Here is a 19,973-nt window from a genome sequence, read left to right as displayed (position 1 = left end):
TACATCTATGTATTGATAAAATTATTTTTAATAGGAGTGAATTAACATGGCTGATATAAAATTTGAGATAAAAGAAACCTTAGGTGAACTTTCAGAATCTTCAAAGGGCTGGAAGAAGGAATTGAATCTTATATCTTGGAACGATAAAGAACCAAAGTTCGATATAAGAGATTGGGATGGAGAGCATAAAAAGATGGGAAAAGGTATAACCCTTTCTGTAGAAGAACTAAAAAAACTTAGAGATTTACTTAACGACATGGAGCTTTAAGTATACATTGATACAGAATGATTTTTATTGTAGGCTTCATCAAATTAAATCTAGTTTATTTATTTTTAGGCTCTGTTAAAGTACTGTGTTGAAATTAAGTGGTCAGTCATCCGATGCTTAGATGAGCTTGCGCAAATTGCTCGCTCATATAGCATCTCCTTCTTAACCACTTAATTTCAACAGTATCCTTAAACATAGCCTATTTTTAGAACTTATAAGTACAAATCTTCAATATTAATAAAATAGAATATAAAATTTCATATATAGACATAATACTTCAAAATGAAATCTATTAAAATAAAGCTTCGTAGATTCATCGAAAGCTTTATTTTGAGTCTAAGGAGTGAAGTAGTATGTCTATAAGTCACCCTCTAACTTGTACTTTGATGTTAATGGGTGACTTTTTTACTGGCTAGGAATCTCCGTGAAGGCTAAATCCCAGACAAAATATAATTAAAAAGGTGTTCTTTATCGCAGTAAATTATAAAAATTGCTAGCGAAACCTAGTAATATCAAGGCCGTATAACAGCTATTTAGGTGAATGGTAAAAAATAAAATTATGTCTCCTGACAGATTTTTATTATATGGGTATATACCTTGTAAATGAATTTTATAAATGAAACTTGAAACTTAAACTGCATATCTATACTGGTAGGATATGATAAGAACCATTATACTTATCAATAATATCTAACACTATATTTTTTAAGGTATCTATATCTTTTTCATTGTAATGCATAAAAAATACGTATTCATTATTGATTGCAAATTCATCATATTTATGTTCTTTTTTATTGTGCTTATTTAGAGCTTTTTCGACAATTGGTTCTTCTTTTGGTTCGAAGATTTTAAGAGCAGGTGGAACTTTAATGTCTTTTTGTTTTGCAGCACAGCATAAGCCAAAAGTAGATAGGCTTTCTTTAACCTTAAGTAGTTCATAGGCATATTTAAAGTTTGAAACTATCCAAAAGTGATGGTTATTGTTATTGGATTTAGAAGAAGCGGTGCTGATTAGTAGATTCAACTTATGTATAGGGGTAAGATTTACCTCTTTCACATAATCTTTCTCCTTAAGCTTGAAGCTATCTAGTATTCCCAATAGTTTCAATATCTTATTTGTAGCGTATTCACCTGCTTTACCATAGCTGCAAAATGGGTTTTTTAGCCAAAGTTCATTGTTCTTATCATCTCTGAGTATAAAGCTATAGAGTTTATTGTTATCTAAGGTTTTATATGGTGAGTCTTTTTCATTTTTAAATATTTCAAACTCTTTTATATCGCCTAGAAGAAACATTATTCCTTTAATATATTGAAGTGTTAGAGCAGAGTCGTCACTGTAGAATTGTAAGGTCTCCTTGAACATATTATCGCTCCTTAAGTAAATAATATTATATATTTATGCGACAAGTTTTATTTTTGATACCACTGTTCTTTAATATATTAAAAAAATTGTAGAATAAAATTTCCAAAAAATGTTTTTATTTTTCTCTAAATTTATGTATAATATATAATGCAAGTGTTAAGGAACTATATGATAGAATTTATAGTAAAAAAGCACTGATATTTTTCAGAAATAAAGTGCTTTTAATTTTATGCCCTTAAAGGCTGATAAATTTAGAAAGACATAAATAGGTTTATACAAAAGGCGATTTGGTAAAACCTTATATTAATTAATTTGTATAGTTTTCTTAGGATTTATATTTAATAAATGATTAGATATGTTTTTAAATAATGGTTAAACAATAGGTAGTTGCTAAATAAGTAATGGTAAAAATGATAAATTGTATAAAGTAGCTATTAATAGGTTATAAAGTCTTATGGAAGAGTTCTTGTTAAGAGATAAGTCTTTTGAAAGTGCAACCCAAGTATATAAGCAGGGGAAGTACTTAAGATTTTGAAAAGTCTATAAGGACAAGCTTGAGACTGCAAAGTAAGCTGCTTTATATAAATATATAAATTTATGTAGGTGATATAATTGAAGAATTTGTACGAAGTATTAGAAATAACTCCACAGGCTTCTAAGGAAGAAATAAAGAAAGCATATTTTAAATTGGCTGATAAATACTCTGTGGATAGGTATGAAGTAGAAGCTACGAAAATAAGAGAAGCATATGAGACTTTAATTAATGATAAAACTAGAGAACAATATGATTCAATTAGCAGCTTATCTAACTCAATAAATGATAATTATAATAAAGCGTTAGTTTTATTAGAACAAGGTGATTTGAAGTCAGCTATTAAAACTCTTGAAAGTATATTGAAGGAAGACTCAAATTTAATTTTCATTAAGTCAATATTAGGCCAATGCTATATAAAGAATAACAACAGTGGTAAGGCGATAAAACTATTTGAGGAATTGGTACAAGCAGATCAAAACAATGCAGCATTTGAAGGTTATTTAGGAGATGCGTATTTTTTAAGAGGCTGGCAGAAGAAGGCTGTAACTGCTTATACTAGAGCTGTAGAACTTGATCAAGATAATGTGTCTTTATGGCTTTCCTTAAGTGATGCTAATGTATTAGCTGGTAACTATGAAGAATCAAAAGTAATATTGGAAAAGGCTTTAAGTATTGAAAGAGATTATAGAGCTAACAGTATAATTCATTTAAGATTTATGACTCTAGAGTTAAGCTTAGGTAACGACATAGAAGCTGATTTTCATCTGAATAAGCTTATTGAGTTATCAAAAACTGACGATGAAGCTAAGAATAATTTGGCATGGGATTTGTCCAATGTTTCAACTTATTTTTTAAACTTAGGGGTTGGTAGTATTGCAGGTAAGCTAAATACAGCTGCATTATCAATTTTACCAAATGATGAGAAGTTATCAAAAGAAAAAGCTGATATTGATAAGTTCAACCAAAACTTTGACTTATTTCAAGAGCTAATGAATGATAAGAATATAAAACAGGAGATAGAGATCCTTATAGGCTTAAAGGTTCTTCCAGATAGCATGCTTGATGCTGGTGAAACTACTAAGGAAGATATGGCAAGCCTAAATGAATATCAGATTCTGTTAAATTATGAAGACTTTAAGTCTTCAATCAAGCATCTTAAAGATAAATATTCTGAGCTATATGCACTAAAGGCAGACTTCTTTGAGAAAGCTTCAAATAGTTCAGAGAAAAAGAGTCTGCTTGAACAATATGAGAAGGATCTTGCTAAGTATACAAGCTTTTTAGATGACCTTGTAGACAATGAAGTGCAAGCTGCTGACGAAGAAGTAGCTGTTGCCTTAGATGAGATTGTCGAAGAAGCAAAGACTGAAGAAAGAGAAGTTCTTTTTAGAAACTACGATGAAAAGAATGAGCCAAGCACACCTTATGTAAGAGAAGAACCTAGAATAGGAAGAAATGAACCTTGCATATGTGGAAGTGGAAAAAAATATAAGAAGTGCTGCGGAAAGTAAGGTTATAGTATAAAAGATCGCTAATGCTCTGTCACAATGGCATTAGCGATCTTTTTATTAGTTTTACATATCTATGCCATTGTATTAAAAAAATGTTGTTATAAATATGTTTAGTAATATCTATAAAAATCCGTTAATACAATTTATAATTGAAAAATCTAGCAACATTTTTTTAATACATACATATATAGTGGTGAAATCAAATATATAAAGGAGCTCTAGGAACAATAAATTAGCTTACTAATGCTTAAGACTGGTAGTGATTAAGTATAATAGAAGGGGATATTATACCGTAGATATTTATGTACTAGTTGGCAATGAAATTGATTATGTATTGCATAGGAACTCTAGGGCTACATTTATTAAAGTTAGAATCTTTGATTAGTGTAGCTTTTTTTATGGGTATAGATATAATACATTAAAATGGAATTTTTGTGGTATTTATGTTATAATATAGAACATTGTGTAGCATATGATATAGGTATTATAGAAGCTATAGATACAGCTAACTTCTATGCTATAGTAATGAGAAATGCATAGATATAGCATATATATATAATAACTGATTATTATAGAGGAAAGGCCTTCACAAAGTATAAGGAAAAAGAGGATGTTTTAATGAATATAAATAAACATATATCAGTTTATAAGGGACTTTCGAAGGATATATATTTACTTTTTGTTTCAACAATAATCAATAAAATGGGTAGTTTCATTATGCCTTTACTGACTTTGATTTTAACAGAGCAGATAGGTTTTACTAAAACTCAAGCTGGGCTGTTTACCACTATTTCAATGCTTACTCAAGCTCCATTTTTAATGCTTGGAGGTAATTTGGTAGATAAGTTTGGCAGTAAGAAAATAATAGTTATCTTTCAGGTTATGGGCTCCATGTTTTATTTGATATGCGGTTTTATGAAACCTAATTTTACAGTTGCAGTTTTGATAATAATTGCGTCAAATCTTTATGCATTGGCATCTCCTGCTTTTAATGCAATGGTACCAATAATTACTTCACCAAAGTTAATGAAGAATGCTTATTCTTTAATGTATCTAGGGCTTAATCTGGGACTAGCCGTAGGACCTATAATTGGTGGAATGCTATACTATAAAAATCTATTGAACCTTTTATTTATCTTAGATGCGGCTACTACATTAATTTCTACTGTGGTTATAGCATTTTTTATAAAAGGAACAGAGAAGAATGAGGATATAATAGTGAATTCTGAGGAGCAAGAAGTTAAAGGCGAAAATAGTAATTCAATATTTTCTTTCTTGTATAAAAATCCATCTCTTGTGGTATTTTCAGTAATTCTTTTAATATATAATTTTTGCTATATTCAGTGGAATTTTATGCTTCCTTTACAAACTATAGATTTATTCAGTGATAAAGGAAAATTATTATTTCCAATATTATTTAGTGTAAATGCTATAACTGTAATATTGGTGACTCCATTTTTAACATCTATTACACAAAAGACATCACCGCTTAAAAGTATTTTTTGGGGAGGAATTTTGTATTTTATATCCTTCATGATGTTTGGGTTAAGTAGATTTGTGTTCGTATTTGTCATAGGAATAATAGTAATGACCATGGGAGAAATACTTATTTCTATAAACTCTAACAATTATATTGCACAACGAACTCCTAAGGAATACTTAGGAAGAGCTAATTCTATCTTATTCCTTGTGAACGGTATAGGATATGCAATTGGGCCTTATATAATGGGAGTTGTAATTGCATATATAAGCTTCCAAAATGCCTGGTTTTTAGTAGCAGGACTTATGTTAATTGGAGCAGTAGCAATGTATATGGTTAAAAAGTATGACAGGGAGTAGCTATAGTTTTTATAAAAATTAAAGAGATTAGCATAACTTTTGAGTAAAAGTTTATTAGATAAAATGGATAAAGCTTTAAATAGAGTGGTAGCAATCATATAATAATTTATCAAAATAGGGAGCGGAAAGTATGAGATTAAACATATTGCATACAAATGATATACATAGCAATTTTGATAATTTCGCAAAGGCTGTAAGCAAGATTAATGAGCTTAAGGATGAAAATACTTTAGTACTTGATGCAGGTGATTATGCGGATTTTAAAAGGATGGAACTTCAAGGTACCAATGGATTAGCAGCAGTTGAACTGTTGGAGGCTGCAGGGTATGATGCTATAGCTATAGGAAATAATGAATTTTTTAATGGAGTTGACACCTTAAATTATATGGCAACAAATTCTAAGGTTCCTTTTTTAACCTGTAACTTATATACCTTAGATAATAAGGATATTTTAGGGGCAAATAAAAGTATTATATTAGAAAAAAATAATATAAAAATACTGTTAATAGGTGCGGCGCCGGACATAGCGCCTTTTAATGAGCTATGTGGTTTCAAACTTAAAAATTATATTGAAGTAATAAATGAAGAGCTTGAGATTAATAATGGAAAGTATGACATATGTATATTGTTATCTCATCTCGGTATGGATAAGGATAGAGAAGTAGCAGAAAAGATTGAAAAAGTTAATGTTATAATAGGTGGGCACTTTCACATATTAATGAATGAACCTGAGGTGGTAAATAACACTATTATATTTACCTCTGGATGTTTTGCTGAGCATTTAGGAGTATTAAAGCTTGAAGTTGATAGTAATGGTGTCAAGTTAATTGATGGGGAGAATATAGCTATTGAAAAATGTGATCAAGATGCTGAAATTAATAGGGTGTTAAAAGTAAATAAAGAAAAGGCTATTGATGTATTAGGAAAGCCACTTTATGAAATTAATGAGGATCTTTGGCATGATATTGTTGAAGAAAACCCAATGACTAACTTTTTAGCAGACGCCCTAGCAGATGTGCTTAAATGTGATCTATCACTGATAAATAGCGGAGTTTTGAACGGAGGAATTAGAAAAGGAGCTGTTTCTTTAAAGAAGCTTTTAGAAATATGCCCTTCACCATTAAATCCTACAAGCTTTGAAGTTCAAGGAAAGCACTTAAAAGAAGCTTTACAAAACTCTTTAGATACGGATTATTGCTATTTAGATGGAAAGGGGCCAGGTTTTAGAGGTAAGTATTTGGGAAGACTTCATGTATCAAGAGCATTCATCGAACACGACGGAAGAACTATAACAAATGTTTTTATTAATGGAGAAATGTTAGAAGAGGAAAGGTGGTACACTGTTGCAGCTTCAGATTACCTTCTAAGAGGTACTGGCTATACATCTTTGAGCAATAATAGAAATGAAAAGTATAACCCTGAGTATTTAAGAGATACCTTGAAAGAATATTTAACTAAAGAAGACTTCGTAAAAGGAGCCTTTGTGGATAGATGGAGAAAAAAATAAGGGGGGATAGAAATGAGAAGTTTATATTTTATTACAACTGAAAATCCTTTGTTCCATGCAGTATCTGTAAGATAACTATAGGTGACGATGCATGGAATAAAAACAGTCACAATTTCATTCTAATATAGAAGGACTTAGTTAGAGACAGGTATTGCATCCTTAAATAATAGTTGAAATTTAAGGAGCGAGTTAGAATGGATTATAAAAATGGTATAGATATATTTCCAAAGGAATTGATAGCACAAATACAAAAATATATAAGTGGTGGGCTTGTATACATTCCTCAGATAGAAGATAACCGTAAAGAATGGGGAGAACTATCAGGATATAGAGCAGAGTTAAAAATAAGAAATGATAATATAAAAGAGAAGTTTTTGAAAGGCTACACAATTGAGGAATTATCATTAGAGTACTGTCTGGCTATAGAAACAATTAAGAAAATAGTATATAGAAAATGAGTATTATATAAACTAAAGGTAAAACTGTTTTATTTAGATTATATAATAAGAAAGTTTGATATTAGGAGTAGAAATAGAAAGCTGTCTTGGAATAACAAGTTATTCTAGACAGCTTTTATGCATTAAATAAATATAATTAAACTAGATATATAAAGTATCAAGGCATCTATATAAAATAATTTATGTAGATATAAAACTTAGAGGAGGTGCTAAGATGGATAATATTAAGAAACCTGATTTAAGTATTGATGAGGTGGGAGGTCTTTTACAAATAATAGTTAGAAGCAAAATAGATAATATTAAAGAAGCATCCTCTGGTAAGATAAAAAGAGTGTATTTTTTCAACTTTCAGAATAAAGAATATGTTATATGTTTTGCTAAGGACAACACTGAATTTGAAGTTGAAAGCTACCTTCAGGATAGATTTGACAAAGCTAAAATTCCTTCTCCCAAAGTATTAAATAAAGGATGTTACAAGGATTATTATTATGCCATATCAGAAAAACTTTATGGTATTCCAATATGCGATTTAGATAAAGAAGAAGTTGAAAGTTCCTTGCCTAGTATAATGGATACTTTGAAGAATATCCATTCTATTGACATAAGTTCTACCTTAGGTTATGGGTGGTTAAACTCCAATAAGAATGGGCAGTTTAAAACTTTTGAAGAATTCTTAAGACATTTCTTTTCTAAGGAGATTCAGGGATTCTGGAAAGATTGGTATGAACTATTTGAGAAGAGCTTCTTGGATTACGAAGTGTTTATGGAGTTATATAGAAAGATGATAAAACTTGCACCATATTGTGAAGGAAAAAGATATTTAGTTCACTCAGACTTCCACTATAACAATGTATTGGTAAGTAATTCGAAAGTAACAGGGGTTATTGACTGGGGAGGGGTGAGTTATCTAGACTATTTTTTTGATATTTCTAAAATAGTTTTAGAGTTTAGTGAACATGACCTTTTTAATAGGTTTTGTGAATTTTACAAACAAAATGACTTTGATGTTTCTCATGCTAGAGAAAGATTTTTATGTGCTACAATCTGCCATAGCTTAGATGGTATGAGATTTTATGCAAAGCTTGGTAAGGAGGATGTATATAAAAACATTCTGAAGAATGTACTTGCACTTATAGATATATATCAAGAATGAAGTTCATCTTTAGATAATTATTTCTAGTAATACAATTAAAGTTTGTGGCTCTGTTAAATAATATTCTAAACATAGCCAATTTTAAAGGAAGGTATATAAAGGGTTATTATGGAAAGTATGAAGTTTAATGTAGAAGAGGCAATAGCCTATGGAAAAGAAGGAAAGATTGAGGAATGGGTTCATCTTTTCTTAAACTCAATTGGAGATAACGCTCCATTCTCTGAAGGGTTAAAGCTTGAAAAAAGACATTGGACAGGACCTATGTTAATAAGCATTGATAAGTTAAAACGCTGCTGTGGTCCAGAGCCTGGTATGGAGTACTATAATGCACCAGAAGATTGGGAACCTTGTATTAAGAAGTTTCAACAATTGATCAAAAATGGCTGGGATATGCCACCTTTAATAGTACAACATGAAGGAGATAGATTAATAGTAAGTGATGGAAATCATAGATTAGAGGCTATGAGAAGAGCAGGAATTGATAAGTTTTGGATTATTGTTTGGAATACTCATTATCAGGATATAATTGAAGATCTACAATAGTACTTTGTTTTCACTAGGGATCTTTAGCGACATAGTTCTTAATATAAAAGCAGTAAATTTATATCTCATAAGGCTTGAATCTAAATAGATACCTGTCTTAAAAGTAAATTCAGACTAATTTCGGTTATTTATCAAAAATTTAATATAGATTATAAAATTACTCAAAAAAGGTTGAAAAATAGAAAATTAAAATATATACTAAAAGTAATTATTTACTAAAATATAAAATAAAAGTATGAAATTCAGCTGTTTTGTAAGAGGAATGTTTATGAGGGATATAATAAGGAAGTATTTGAATTACTTTAGCGCAATAATATTATTTCTATTTTCTATAGCTATATTTTATTTCTATACTATTATGGTAGATGATCCCGTGATAAATATAACTTATGGAGAATTCGTATTTTTCATCTTTTTAAATCTTGTATATTTGGGGTTAGAATTAATACTAAATTATATGAATGAAGCTAAAAGTACATTTCTTCAATTGAACGCCTTAGGTGTAGCTCTGATGGCATTGCTCTGGATAAGGGAATTAGTAGATATTATAGAGTTTAATAGATTTCACATATATGCAACAACAGATGTATTAATTGCTATTGTAGTGGCTTTTGCAATACTATTAAGATATTCAATAAGATATAAGAAATTTAAGATAAGTTAATAATAACTTTAATTTATAGATGTACTACTTTGCTTTGAAGTATACTTTCAAAAATTCTCTAGTTTATGAAAGAAAAATTTGAAAATATAAGCTTCTTGCGAAGTGGTACATCTATTTATAATGGCAGTTTTTTATAATAGTTGAAGACACTTCTTATACAAAGGATCAAGCTCACAGCCGCAGCTTCCGCATTCTTTATCTGCCTGTTCTACTGATTTGACTAGTTCTTCTCTTGAACCAGTACCATCAAGATATGCCTTGGATGGTACTGCAATTAAGTCCCAGCCTGATTCTACAAACTTTCCTAAAATCACATTTAATTCTTCCATGATAAGTCTCCTTTCAATTTTTATTATATTATGACTATTGTAAATTACTGAGTTGAAACAACAGTTTTTACGTTTAAACAAGTATACAATTTTTTAACTCAGTTAAAGATGTACATACTTAATAATAGACAATATCTCCGAGTTTTAACTTATATATTTAAATAATATACTTAAATGTATAATCATTCAATTAAATTACAGATATCACCTGCCGGAATTTTTTTAAATATATTTAGGAAAGGCAGATGAACAAAAAATGACTAAAGAAGCTTTAGTCATTTTTTCATGAAGAATAGGTACTGTGTTATAAGCATTAATATGAATTCTATAGAACAAACATAAGAAAGAGTAATAAATATGCTATGAAAATATTTCGTCTACTTAGGAGATAGGTGATACCGAAAATAAGTCCGTCTGCGGCTACCAATAAGCCTACAGATAAACTACTTTTAGTAAACATATGACATAGTCCCCATGTTAAAGCTACAAATATTCCACCCCAGGGAATATACTTTTTATCAAAACATATTTCACCAGCCTTTTGAGCAAACACAATGATCAGAAGAAAAAGAGAGGTTTCAAACATATAATAGATATATTGAAATATAAACCTAATAAGGCCTTGTTTCTCAAATTCTTTTAATACCTTAAAGCCATTCCAGTCAATAGTACTTACAACTACTGTGAGAACCAAAAGTACAATACAGAATATTAAGTTTATAGGGGGCAATGAACTTCTATAAGAAAAGATATCAAAATTATATTTCTTCTTTGCTCTTGAGATTAAGCTTAAAGCAACGGTACCCCAAATAAGACAGGTTAGAATCCAATGGACTATCATTTGAAAATCACTAAACTGACCAAGTTTACTACCATATATCTTATGTTCAATTAATCCAAGCAAAAGCTCCAAAGAAATTCCTAAAAATGCATAAAAACTTAATTTTAAGAATACAGCACTACTTTTTAAATCTTTTAAGCCAAACACTATAGTTACCTCCTTAAATTTTATAGGAGTCTAATTAGATTAGAACTATGCCAAAGTAAGATTGAAATATAATTTAGATGCATCTGTAATTTTTTGTTTTAGAAGAAGAAATAGTTTTTAGGATATCTTAACTTCTTCTGTTGGCATATTTTAGCTCCTAGAATTATTTTATTTTAAAGGTATAGGAATATAAAGATAACTAAAGTACTAAGAAAGGATTACTAAAGTAATGACTTGTTAGGCCATACAGTAAAAATAAAGTTATGTGGCCTGCCAATATTTCTGCACATACCTTCAGAAAAGACAGATAGTCAAAAAGTCCACTGAAGAAAATCGCTTCAGTGGACTTTTTATGTAATACATAAGTAAAAATAGGAGCTAAATATTTGTATTATTTTAAATGGTAGGTTCACTTTTTAGTTTTATATATTTTGAAGGAGTTATTCCTGAAATCTTTTTGAAAAGCTTGCTAAAATAATAGGGATCATCGATTCCAACTAGATAACCAACCTCGGAAATCTTTAGAGGTGTAGCATCTAGTAAGTCTTTTGCTCGATTTATTCTTATGATATTCAAATAATTTATTATACTGTACCCAGTCATTTGTTGAAAAACTCTATTTAGGTAATCATAGTTGGATTCAAAGTTTTGCTCAATGTCAGCACTTGTTATCTTATTTTGGTAGTTAGAATTTAGGTAATGCTGAATATTTCTGCACTTTACAAAAGCCTTTGAAAATTGTGGTTGAGCATTTTCTATCTTAGTAGAGGTATAGTCTCTGCTTATTTTTATTAATATTTCTAGTAGTTTCAAAGAAGCTATTTTTTTATATCCTTCGTATTTATGATAAAAATCGCTATCAGCACTTACTAATAAGGACATCAATTCATTTTCATCTTCATAGTGATAGTTTTTTGGTAAATAAAAATCAGGATCTGTATCAGAAAGCTCGCTGAGATACTCGCTGTGAAGAGAAGCCTTTCTTTTATCCATTAGTGTTTGGGCTATTTCTTTATAAGAATTAGTATTTACAGCAGAAATCTTGGGATGTTTAAAGTGAATGTAATAATAGTGGCAAGTAGCTTCTTTGTATCCGCTATGTTCTATATTAGGTTCTAGTAGTAGGATATCTCCTTTGTTGAGATGGTATTCTATACTTCCTTCTTTAATATAAAGCTCTCCACTTTTAACTATATATAGAATGTACTCGTTAATGGTTCTATTAAAGTGTTTCCAGGGTTTTATATAATCTATGTGACCTATTAGCCTTACTGATGGCACAATACTTGTATCTATTGTTAGTAAATCCATGAGAAACCTCCGCTAATATGAAAAGTCGGTATAGTACAAAAAAAGTATAAATTGTACATTTAATATTATTGTATAACAGATTAGAATAAATTCATAGATATACAAGATATATAACAAAGTTACATAAAAAGCACTTATATGGTAAAATATACATAATAATTATCACAGACTTAATGATAACGTTATACATAGCAATAAATGAAGCAAAGTACTTTAAGTTGAACTAAAATAACAAGTGAAAAATAATCTGTAGCTAAGGAGTGATGTGCGTTATACCTATAATATACGCAGATAGATAATAGGTTTTAATTTATCTGCGCAAACGGTTCCTTAACAAGAAAACGTTTAATAGCAATAAAAGCTTATAAGTGCTAAATAGCACTTTAATATAAAAACAAACTATGGGGGGATAGAGTATGAAAAATAAAAAAGTAATTGCACTAATTTTAACAGGGCTTATGGCTTCTTCGCTATTTGTAGGCTGCGGTGACAAGGCTACAGATACTAGTGGACAAGGCTCAGCTACAACTACAACAGATTTGACCAAGCTAAAGGGTCAAATTGAGATGTGGAGTACCTTTACAGATGCAGAAAATAAAGTTTTGAAAGAAAAGATAGTTCCTGCATTTAACAAAACATATCCAGACATAAAGGTAAAGATCACACCAATGCCTAGTGGAGATGATTACAAAAAGCAGATTCTTCAAGGAGCTATGAGTGGTACTGTGCCAGATCTTGCTAGAACAGATATTGTAGATGTAGCACAATACGCAGAGCAGGATTACTTAGAGCCTTTAGATAGCATGCCAGGTTTTGATGATTTGAAGAAGGAAACCTATGAGGGACCAATGAGTACAAATTTCTATAATGGTCACTATTACGGTGTGCCACTTGATACAAATACAAAGATTGCTATCTATAATAAATCAATGCTAGATAAAGCAGGCTTTAAGGAAGCACCTAAGACTATGGATGAATTAGAACAATATGCAGCTAAGGCAAAAGAGGACAAGGTAGCTGCACTTGGTATAGCTGGGTTGGAATCTTGGGCTATATCTCCATATTTCTTATCACTAGGTGGTAAGTTTACTGATGAAAAGAATACGAAAGCTACTGGATACTTAAACAGTGACGCAAGTATAAAAGCTCTTACAAAGATAGTTGAATGGAATGATAAAGGATATATTGGTAAGAGCCTCCTTGGTGGAGAAGGTACTTGGGAAGGCTACAATGCAGGTCATTATGGAATGATTGATGACGGTCCATGGTGGTATCCAGCTAACAAAGACCAAAAGAATGTTAAAGATAATTTAATCTTTGCCCCTATGCCAAAGGGTGATGGAGGAAGTTTCTCAGTAGTAGGAGGAGAAGACACAATAATATTCAAGGCTTCTAAGAATAAAGAGCAAGCTTATGCATTTGCAAAATTCTTAGCTTCTGATGATGCTCAAACCATATTTACTACAGAGCTTGGTATGATGCCTGTTAATACAAATACTGCTAAGAAATCTATAGTTACCGATAATGCAATGTTGAAAACATATATGGATCAGCTTAATTCAACTTGGGCTAGAACTCCAAGTCCAAAGTGGGGAGATATATCAAATGCAATCAAAGAGGACTTTGAGCTAGCTGTAAGAAAGAAAAAGAGCCCAAAAGATGCTTTAGACGATGCAGCAAAGAAGGTAGATTCTTTACTTCAAGCAAGCAAATAGTAAAAAATACAGATTGAGGATTAAGTTAAATACCTAATCCTCAATCATAAAAAAGGAGAGTGAAGCATTTGGAAAATAATACAGTGACTGTTTCACAGCATAAAGGTAGAAATATTAAATTTAACAAAAAACAAAGAGAAGCAATAGAAGGCTGGGCTTTTGTAGGTATAGGTTTTTTACTCTTCTTAATTTTTGTAGCATATCCGTTGCTTAAGAATATAATGATGGCTTTTATGAATTATAGTGTTAACCCTAATAAGCCAAGTACATTTATAGGTCTTGCAAACTTTAAGAAGGCATTCTTTGCTGGTGGAGCTATAGATGAAAGCTCTAAGTTCTATTTATCACTTAGAAATACATTGTTGGCAGTAGTGGTTACTGTGCCTATTCAATGGTTTTTAGGAATGGTAATAGCTATATTAATTGAGTCTCTTTCAAGAGGAAAGGTTTTATATAGATTTCTATTGTATGTTCCGGTTATTTCTGACTGGATAGTAGTTGCTATATTGTTTAAATATATTTTCCAAGATACACAAGGATCTTTGGTAAACTCAATGCTGTTAAATCTACACCTCATAAGTCAACCGGTGTCGTGGCTTCAAAATGAATGGACGGGAAATATAGTAGTATGGGCACTTTGTATATGGAAGGGTATTGGCTGGGTAATGATAATGTACACTGCCGCCATTCAAGATTTGCCTAAGGATATTTATGAGGCTGCTGATGTAGATGGTGCTACTAAAAAGCAGCAAATGTGGAAGATAACCTTACCACTTTTAGCATCTAGAACTTATTTTATAATAATTAATTTGATAATAGGTGCCTTTAACATAATGCTTCAGGTAATGCTAGTTACTGCAGGCGGACCACTTGGAAAGACTGATGTACTTTTAGACTACATGTACAACAAGGCCTTCTCAAGTTTTGATTTTGGATATGCAGCAGCATTAAGTTTAATAATGTCTGTAATCCTAATAACTATATCTGTGGTACAAAGAAAACTAACTAAAGACGCAGAAATTCAGTTTTAAGGGAGGCGGAAAATATGTTTAGAAAAAAAGCTGGACAAGTGCTATTGCATTTAGTTCTTTTAGTAATGGTAGTAATCGCACTATTGCCATTCTTAAATATGATAAGTACATCCTTAATACCAAATACTTATGTTCTGCCTTCAAAGCCGCAAATAATTCCTAAGCAATTTTATCTAGGAAATTACATTACTGCTTGGACAGGTGAAAACTTTTCAAGATATTTTATAAACAGCATATTTGTAACTGTTGCGAACACGGTATTAACAATTTTTGTATCATCCTTATCTGGTTATGGCTTTGCAAGACTTAACTTTCCAGGTAAGAAGATAATATTTAACATTTATATATTCTCTCTTATGATGCCAGCAGTCCTTGCATTAATATCGCAATTTACTATTTTACAAGGACTACACCTAGTTGATACTTATACAGGTTTGTTACTTTTATATGTCAGCGGAGGAATAGCAGGGAATACCTTCTTCCTAAAAGGCTTCTTTGAAACCATTCCTAGGGAATTAGAGGAATCAGTAATAATGGATGGAGGAAACAAGTGGACCATCTATAGAAATATAATATTACCTCTTTCAAAACCAGCCTTAGCTACTATGGCAATTGGTGCATTCTCAGGAACTTGGATGGAAGTATTTACCGCATTAACTGTTATAAAAACCCAATCAAAGAGAACGCTTCCTATAGCTATAAAGCTACTTCAAAACGGAAAAGCAACTCAATGGGGGGTAATATTTGCAGCAGCTATATTGGTTTTGATACCTATAATCATTATATTTATAGTCTTTAATAAACAGTTCATAAAGTCAGGTGGAAGTGAAGGAGCTGTAAAAGGCTAGTGATAATTAATAGATAAACTACTTCATCACTTATACGTATAATAAAAAACCTAATAGGTTTGTAGATTTTTATTTTGATTAGTTTTACATGAAGTAGTTTATCAATAAATTGAGTTAAGGTAGCTTAAGTAGAAGATTTTTATAACACTTTATTATGGACATGGACTAATTACTGATGTAGGAGCTTAATAGAACGTAAGTAGTAAATTGCTGCTTAGAGTTTAGTAGTGTTAAATTGATATAACCTTGTGAGGAGGTATGTTTACCTTGAAGAAAAGATTTATTATTGCAGCAATAGCTGTGCTTTGCATAGGAGGAGGATTTTTAGCGTACAAGGTTAAAACCTTTAGTGTTGAAGCTAGCACAAAAGTTTCAGAAAGTGGAAAGCTTATAACTGATGTGTATACGGATAAAGCTAGATACAATCCTAAAGATAATGTGAGCTTAAAAGTAGAACTTGATAATAAGCTTGGTAAAGACTATAAAGGTTCTTTAGAGATATATTTTAAGTATTTAAATAATACTGTGGAAAAGAAAAAGTTAGAGGTTTCTTTAGGTAGTAAAGAAAAAAAGACTCTAGATATTCCGTGGAATGCTCCTTCAGATGATTATAAGGGGTATCTAGTAGAGGTATATGCAACCCATGGAGTCACTGTAGATGATAGTAAAAATACTGCCGTGGATGTTTCTTCAAATTGGGATAAGTTCCCGAGATATGGATATATAGCTGAGTACCCTGATCAAAGCAAAGATAAGTCTGAAAATATTATAGATAAGATAAATAAATTTCATATAGATGGTTTGCAGTTTTACGATTGGCAGAATAAGCATCAAAAGCCACTGCCAGGGGATGAAAGTAATATGCCTAAGTCTTGGAAGGATATAGCTAATAGGGATATATATTATCAAACTGTAAAGGACTATATTGACTTAGCTCATAGTAAGAATATGAAAGCTGCTAATTATAATCTGATTTACGGAACCTATTCAGATTATCAGCAAGATGGAGTGAAACCGGAATGGGGGATATACAAGGATAGCTTTCATACAGAGCAGGATGGTTACGCACTGCCAAATGGATGGGCATCTTCTTTAGAAATATTTAATCCAGCAAATAAAGATTGGCAAAACTATATTTATAACAAAGAGAAAGATGTTTTTAAAATACTAAACTTTGATATATATCATATGGATACTTTAGGAAACAGAGGTACAACCTTTGATTACAATGGTAATTTCGTAAACCTTCCAGATACGTACACTGAATTTGTTAATAATGCGAAAAGCGCTCTTGGCGTTGGAGTAGTTTTTAATACAGTAAATAGATTCGGTTTGGAACAAGTAGCAAAGTCAAATGTAGATTTCCTCTACTCAGAGCTTTGGCCTTCAGACTTCCCTAATTATTACTATTTTAAGGATACTGTTGATAAAGGATATGCGCTTACTTCAGGAAAGAAAAGCACTGTAATAGCTGCTTATATGAATTATGGATCAGCAGGCGTTCCTGGTGAGTTCAATGAGAATAGTGTTAGATTAACTGATGCAGCCATATTTGCTGCTGGTGGTTCTCATATAGAATTGGGAGATACAGGCATGCTAGGCAGGGAATACTTCCCGAATAAAAACTTAAAAATGACAGATTCGCTAGTAGCTGCTATGAGAAACTATTATGATTTCTTAGTTGCTTATGAAAACCTACTAAGAGATGGATTAAAGGATATTGACAATCCAATAAGTATTGATGGCATTAAGACAAGCACTAATGGACAAGCAAATACGGTGTGGGCTTATGCAAAAGAGAAGAAGGGATATGAAGTTGTACAGCTTATAAACCTTCTAGGCATGAATAAGGAAGCTTGGAGAGATGATGGAGCCAATTATGATGCACCTACTTCAAAGAAAGACTTAAAGCTTGATTATACAATTAAGGAGGGTAAGGTAAAAGATGTGTATCTAGCCTCTCCAGATCTTAATGGAGGAAAACCAATCAAGTTAAATTATAAAGCAACAAAAGATGGTAATGGTACAAAACTTCAAATAGATGTTCCAGAGCTTCATTATTGGGACATGGTATATGTTGAGAAAGAATAAAAAACAGGAGGTATTAACATTGATTATTAAAGATATATATCCAGCAAAAGCTCAATTTAAAAACGGAGAAAAAATAGGAATACTTGTAGAACTAGAAGGTGCACTTGAGTCAGATATATTAAGATGTAATGTATATAGGCTCCATGAACAAATTCGTACTTTAGAGATATTTTTATCTAGTGAAGAAGATAAAGTTAAATTTGAATTTAATATAGATAACAATGATAAGTTAATCTCAGGCTATGGCGTTGAAGTTGAATTATATCATATGGATGAAGTGGTGCAGACCTTTAGTACAGCTTTCGATATTTTACCTTCTTGGAAGTATGCACCTAGATATGGATTTTTAGCTGACTTTTCTAAAGAAGATTTAAATGATAAACACGATCTTAAAGAAATGAATAAATATCATTTAAATGTGGTTCAATATTACGATTGGATGTATAGGCATCACGATTTAATACCTAAATCAGACATATTTATAGATCCGCTTCAAAGAGAACTAAGCCTATCTACAGTAAAAGATAAAATTGATTTAGCACATAAGTATGGTATGGAAGCAATTGCTTATGGTGCAGTTTATGCCTCAGCTCCTGAATACTATAAGAAGAATAAAGATTTAGGTATATATAAGAATAATGGCGATATATATGGCTTTGGTGATTTCCTTTATATGATGGATATATCCAGAGAAAATAAGTGGCATGATCATATAATCAATGAGTTCTATAAGGTTATAAAGCTTGGATTTGATGGTATTCATATGGATCAATATGGTTTCCCTAAGGAAGCTATAAGCAGTGTAAATGGAAAAAGAGCAATAAGAAATCTAAGAGAGGACTTCCCTAATCTAATAGATGATACTAAAAAATATATAGAAGAAAAAGGCGAAAAAGTTAGCTTAATCTTTAATGCAGTAAATAACTGGCCTGTGGAAACTGTGGCACAGTCAGAGCAGGATGCTGTTTATATAGAGGTTTGGCCTCCAAATGACACCTATCAAGATCTATATAACTTAATCACAAATGCAAAGAAATATGCTCCAGAAAAACAAGTTATTTTAGCAGCCTATATGAAACCATTCTTAGAGGAATTAAATATACCTGTAGATCAGGCTGAAAATGCAACCTTGTTAACTATGGCTACTATTTTTGCTAGTGGAGGATTTCATCTACTGCTAGGTGAGAACAGAGGAATATTAGATGATCCATACTATCCTAAGTATAGAACTATAGAAAGTGAACAATTTAATAATAAATTAAGAAATTATTATGACTTTATTGTTAAATATGAGGAATTGCTCTTCGACTTTGATATAATAGATACTAGTATGGTAAATACTGGTGGTATTAATGGAGAATATGTCATTAAAGGAGTAGAGGCTTCACCTAAGGTAGAAGCAGATAAAGTTTGGTCTTTAGTAAAAGAAAAGCCAGATTTTAAGGTTATTAATCTAGTTAATTTTAAAGGCATTGAAGATATGAACTGGAATGAACCTAAGGAAAAGCTTCCAGCAAAGACAGAGAATATTGAAGTTTCAGTACTTACTTGCAATGAAGTTAAGGCTGTGTATCTAGCTTCTCCAGATTTTGAAGATGGAAAAGCTGTAAGGTTGAACTTCAGTTATGTAGAAGGTGACCAGGGAAATGAAATCAGATTTGTAGTGCCCGAACTTTATGTATGGGACCTTATATATATAGAATATTAGACAGCTATATATTTAACATAACAATTTTAAGGCTATAATAGTAGAGCTTGGCAAGATTAACCTAAAAAGACTTACTAAGCTTGAGAGCATAAAAATTTATTAAAGTATTAA

17 protein-coding genes are annotated in these 19,973 nt (G+C 31.1%); 13 read left to right on the top strand and 4 right to left on the bottom strand.

The genetic code is table 11. The features are described 5' to 3' along the window. Positions 1-46: 46 nt before the first annotated feature. Positions 47-268 carry a YdbC family protein gene (locus C1I91_RS18415; protein ID WP_128214191.1) on the top strand — a complete coding sequence of 74 codons (222 nt, stop codon included), beginning with the start codon at positions 47-49 and terminating at the stop codon, positions 266-268. 643 nt (positions 269-911) lie between these two features. On the opposite strand, the gene C1I91_RS18410 is transcribed toward C1I91_RS18415, so the two are convergent. Continuing rightward, entirely contained in the window at positions 912-1,631 is a 720-nt protein-coding gene (locus tag C1I91_RS18410) for a hypothetical protein (protein WP_128214190.1), read from the bottom strand. A 612-nt stretch (positions 1,632-2,243) separates the two neighbouring features. On the opposite strand from C1I91_RS18410, the gene C1I91_RS18405 reads away from it, so the two are divergent. From C1I91_RS18405 to C1I91_RS18375, 7 genes are all read left to right on the top strand, one after another. Next, positions 2,244-3,677, top strand: coding sequence for a tetratricopeptide repeat protein (locus tag C1I91_RS18405; RefSeq protein WP_128216039.1), 1,434 nt, complete (start codon positions 2,244-2,246; stop codon positions 3,675-3,677). 618 nt (positions 3,678-4,295) lie between these two features. Beyond that, positions 4,296-5,516, top strand: a complete 1,221-nt coding sequence (locus C1I91_RS18400) for an MFS transporter (RefSeq protein ID WP_128214189.1) — start codon at positions 4,296-4,298, stop codon at positions 5,514-5,516. A gap of 130 nt (positions 5,517-5,646) precedes the next feature. Beyond that, entirely contained in the window at positions 5,647-7,023 is a 1,377-nt protein-coding gene (locus C1I91_RS18395; protein WP_128214188.1) for a bifunctional metallophosphatase/5'-nucleotidase, read from the top strand. 194 nt (positions 7,024-7,217) lie between these two features. Next, complete coding sequence (locus tag C1I91_RS18390; protein ID WP_128214187.1) at positions 7,218-7,481, top strand: CD3324 family protein; 264 nt, start codon at positions 7,218-7,220, stop codon at positions 7,479-7,481. A 214-nt stretch (positions 7,482-7,695) separates the two neighbouring features. After that, positions 7,696-8,634, top strand: coding sequence for a phosphotransferase family protein (locus tag C1I91_RS18385; RefSeq protein WP_128214186.1), 939 nt, complete (start codon positions 7,696-7,698; stop codon positions 8,632-8,634). A gap of 108 nt (positions 8,635-8,742) precedes the next feature. After that, positions 8,743-9,177, top strand: a complete 435-nt coding sequence (locus tag C1I91_RS18380; protein ID WP_128214185.1) for a ParB/Srx family N-terminal domain-containing protein — start codon at positions 8,743-8,745, stop codon at positions 9,175-9,177. Between the two features lie 268 nt (positions 9,178-9,445). Next, on the top strand, positions 9,446-9,841 hold the full coding sequence (locus tag C1I91_RS18375; RefSeq protein WP_128214184.1) for a hypothetical protein: 396 nt from the start codon (positions 9,446-9,448) through the stop codon (positions 9,839-9,841). Positions 9,842-9,972: 131 nt separating this feature from the next. Here C1I91_RS18375 and C1I91_RS18370 read toward each other — a convergent pair whose 3' ends face one another. The 3 genes from C1I91_RS18370 to C1I91_RS18360 all read right to left on the bottom strand — a co-directional run bounded on the left by C1I91_RS18370 (position 9,973) and on the right by C1I91_RS18360 (position 12,469). After that, positions 9,973-10,170, bottom strand: a complete 198-nt coding sequence (locus tag C1I91_RS18370) for a hypothetical protein (protein ID WP_128214183.1) — start codon at positions 10,168-10,170, stop codon at positions 9,973-9,975. Between the two features lie 325 nt (positions 10,171-10,495). After that, entirely contained in the window at positions 10,496-11,158 is a 663-nt protein-coding gene (locus C1I91_RS18365; RefSeq protein ID WP_128214182.1) for a hypothetical protein, read from the bottom strand. A 396-nt stretch (positions 11,159-11,554) separates the two neighbouring features. After that, positions 11,555-12,469: an AraC family transcriptional regulator gene (locus C1I91_RS18360; RefSeq protein WP_128214181.1), complete on the bottom strand. Its 915-nt coding sequence runs from the start codon at positions 12,467-12,469 to the stop codon at positions 11,555-11,557. A gap of 416 nt (positions 12,470-12,885) precedes the next feature. On the opposite strand from C1I91_RS18360, the gene C1I91_RS18355 reads away from it, so the two are divergent. The 5 genes from C1I91_RS18355 (at position 12,886) to C1I91_RS18335 (ending at position 19,862) form a co-directional block, all read left to right on the top strand. Continuing rightward, positions 12,886-14,184: an extracellular solute-binding protein gene (locus tag C1I91_RS18355; RefSeq protein ID WP_128214180.1), complete on the top strand. Its 1,299-nt coding sequence runs from the start codon at positions 12,886-12,888 to the stop codon at positions 14,182-14,184. 68 nt (positions 14,185-14,252) lie between these two features. Further along, on the top strand, positions 14,253-15,215 hold the full coding sequence (locus tag C1I91_RS18350) for a carbohydrate ABC transporter permease (RefSeq protein WP_128214179.1): 963 nt from the start codon (positions 14,253-14,255) through the stop codon (positions 15,213-15,215). 14 nt (positions 15,216-15,229) lie between these two features. Next, a complete protein-coding gene (locus C1I91_RS18345) occupies positions 15,230-16,063 on the top strand; it encodes a carbohydrate ABC transporter permease (RefSeq protein ID WP_128214178.1) in 834 nt (277 codons plus the stop codon). A gap of 267 nt (positions 16,064-16,330) precedes the next feature. Beyond that, a complete protein-coding gene (locus C1I91_RS18340) occupies positions 16,331-18,154 on the top strand; it encodes a glycoside hydrolase family 66 protein (RefSeq protein ID WP_205694230.1) in 1,824 nt (607 codons plus the stop codon). Between the two features lie 19 nt (positions 18,155-18,173). Beyond that, positions 18,174-19,862, top strand: coding sequence for a glycoside hydrolase family 66 protein (locus C1I91_RS18335; RefSeq protein WP_205694229.1), 1,689 nt, complete (start codon positions 18,174-18,176; stop codon positions 19,860-19,862). Positions 19,863-19,973 lie beyond the last annotated feature (111 nt).

This window comes from Clostridium manihotivorum, assembly GCF_004015185.1.
GTDB lineage: Bacteria > Bacillota > Clostridia > Clostridiales > Clostridiaceae > Clostridium_AR > Clostridium_AR manihotivorum.
This window is presented reverse-complemented; position numbering and strand designations above follow the sequence as displayed.

Bases quoted from the DNA above. Each gene is read 5' to 3' on its own strand.
- C1I91_RS18415 (WP_128214191.1), top strand. From the start codon at position 47: ATGGCTGATATAAAATTTGAGATAAAAGAAACCTTAGGTGAACTTTCA.
- C1I91_RS18410 (WP_128214190.1), bottom strand. From the start codon at position 1,631: ATGTTCAAGGAGACCTTACAATTCTACAGTGACGACTCTGCTCTAACA.
- C1I91_RS18400 (WP_128214189.1), top strand. From the start codon at position 4,296: ATGAATATAAATAAACATATATCAGTTTATAAGGGACTTTCGAAGGAT.
- C1I91_RS18395 (WP_128214188.1), top strand. From the start codon at position 5,647: ATGAGATTAAACATATTGCATACAAATGATATACATAGCAATTTTGAT.
- C1I91_RS18390 (WP_128214187.1), top strand. From the start codon at position 7,218: ATGGATTATAAAAATGGTATAGATATATTTCCAAAGGAATTGATAGCA.
- C1I91_RS18385 (WP_128214186.1), top strand. From the start codon at position 7,696: ATGGATAATATTAAGAAACCTGATTTAAGTATTGATGAGGTGGGAGGT.
- C1I91_RS18380 (WP_128214185.1), top strand. From the start codon at position 8,743: ATGGAAAGTATGAAGTTTAATGTAGAAGAGGCAATAGCCTATGGAAAA.
- C1I91_RS18375 (WP_128214184.1), top strand. From the start codon at position 9,446: ATGAGGGATATAATAAGGAAGTATTTGAATTACTTTAGCGCAATAATA.
- C1I91_RS18370 (WP_128214183.1), bottom strand. From the start codon at position 10,170: ATGGAAGAATTAAATGTGATTTTAGGAAAGTTTGTAGAATCAGGCTGG.
- C1I91_RS18360 (WP_128214181.1), bottom strand. From the start codon at position 12,469: ATGGATTTACTAACAATAGATACAAGTATTGTGCCATCAGTAAGGCTA.
- C1I91_RS18355 (WP_128214180.1), top strand. From the start codon at position 12,886: ATGAAAAATAAAAAAGTAATTGCACTAATTTTAACAGGGCTTATGGCT.
- C1I91_RS18345 (WP_128214178.1), top strand. From the start codon at position 15,230: ATGTTTAGAAAAAAAGCTGGACAAGTGCTATTGCATTTAGTTCTTTTA.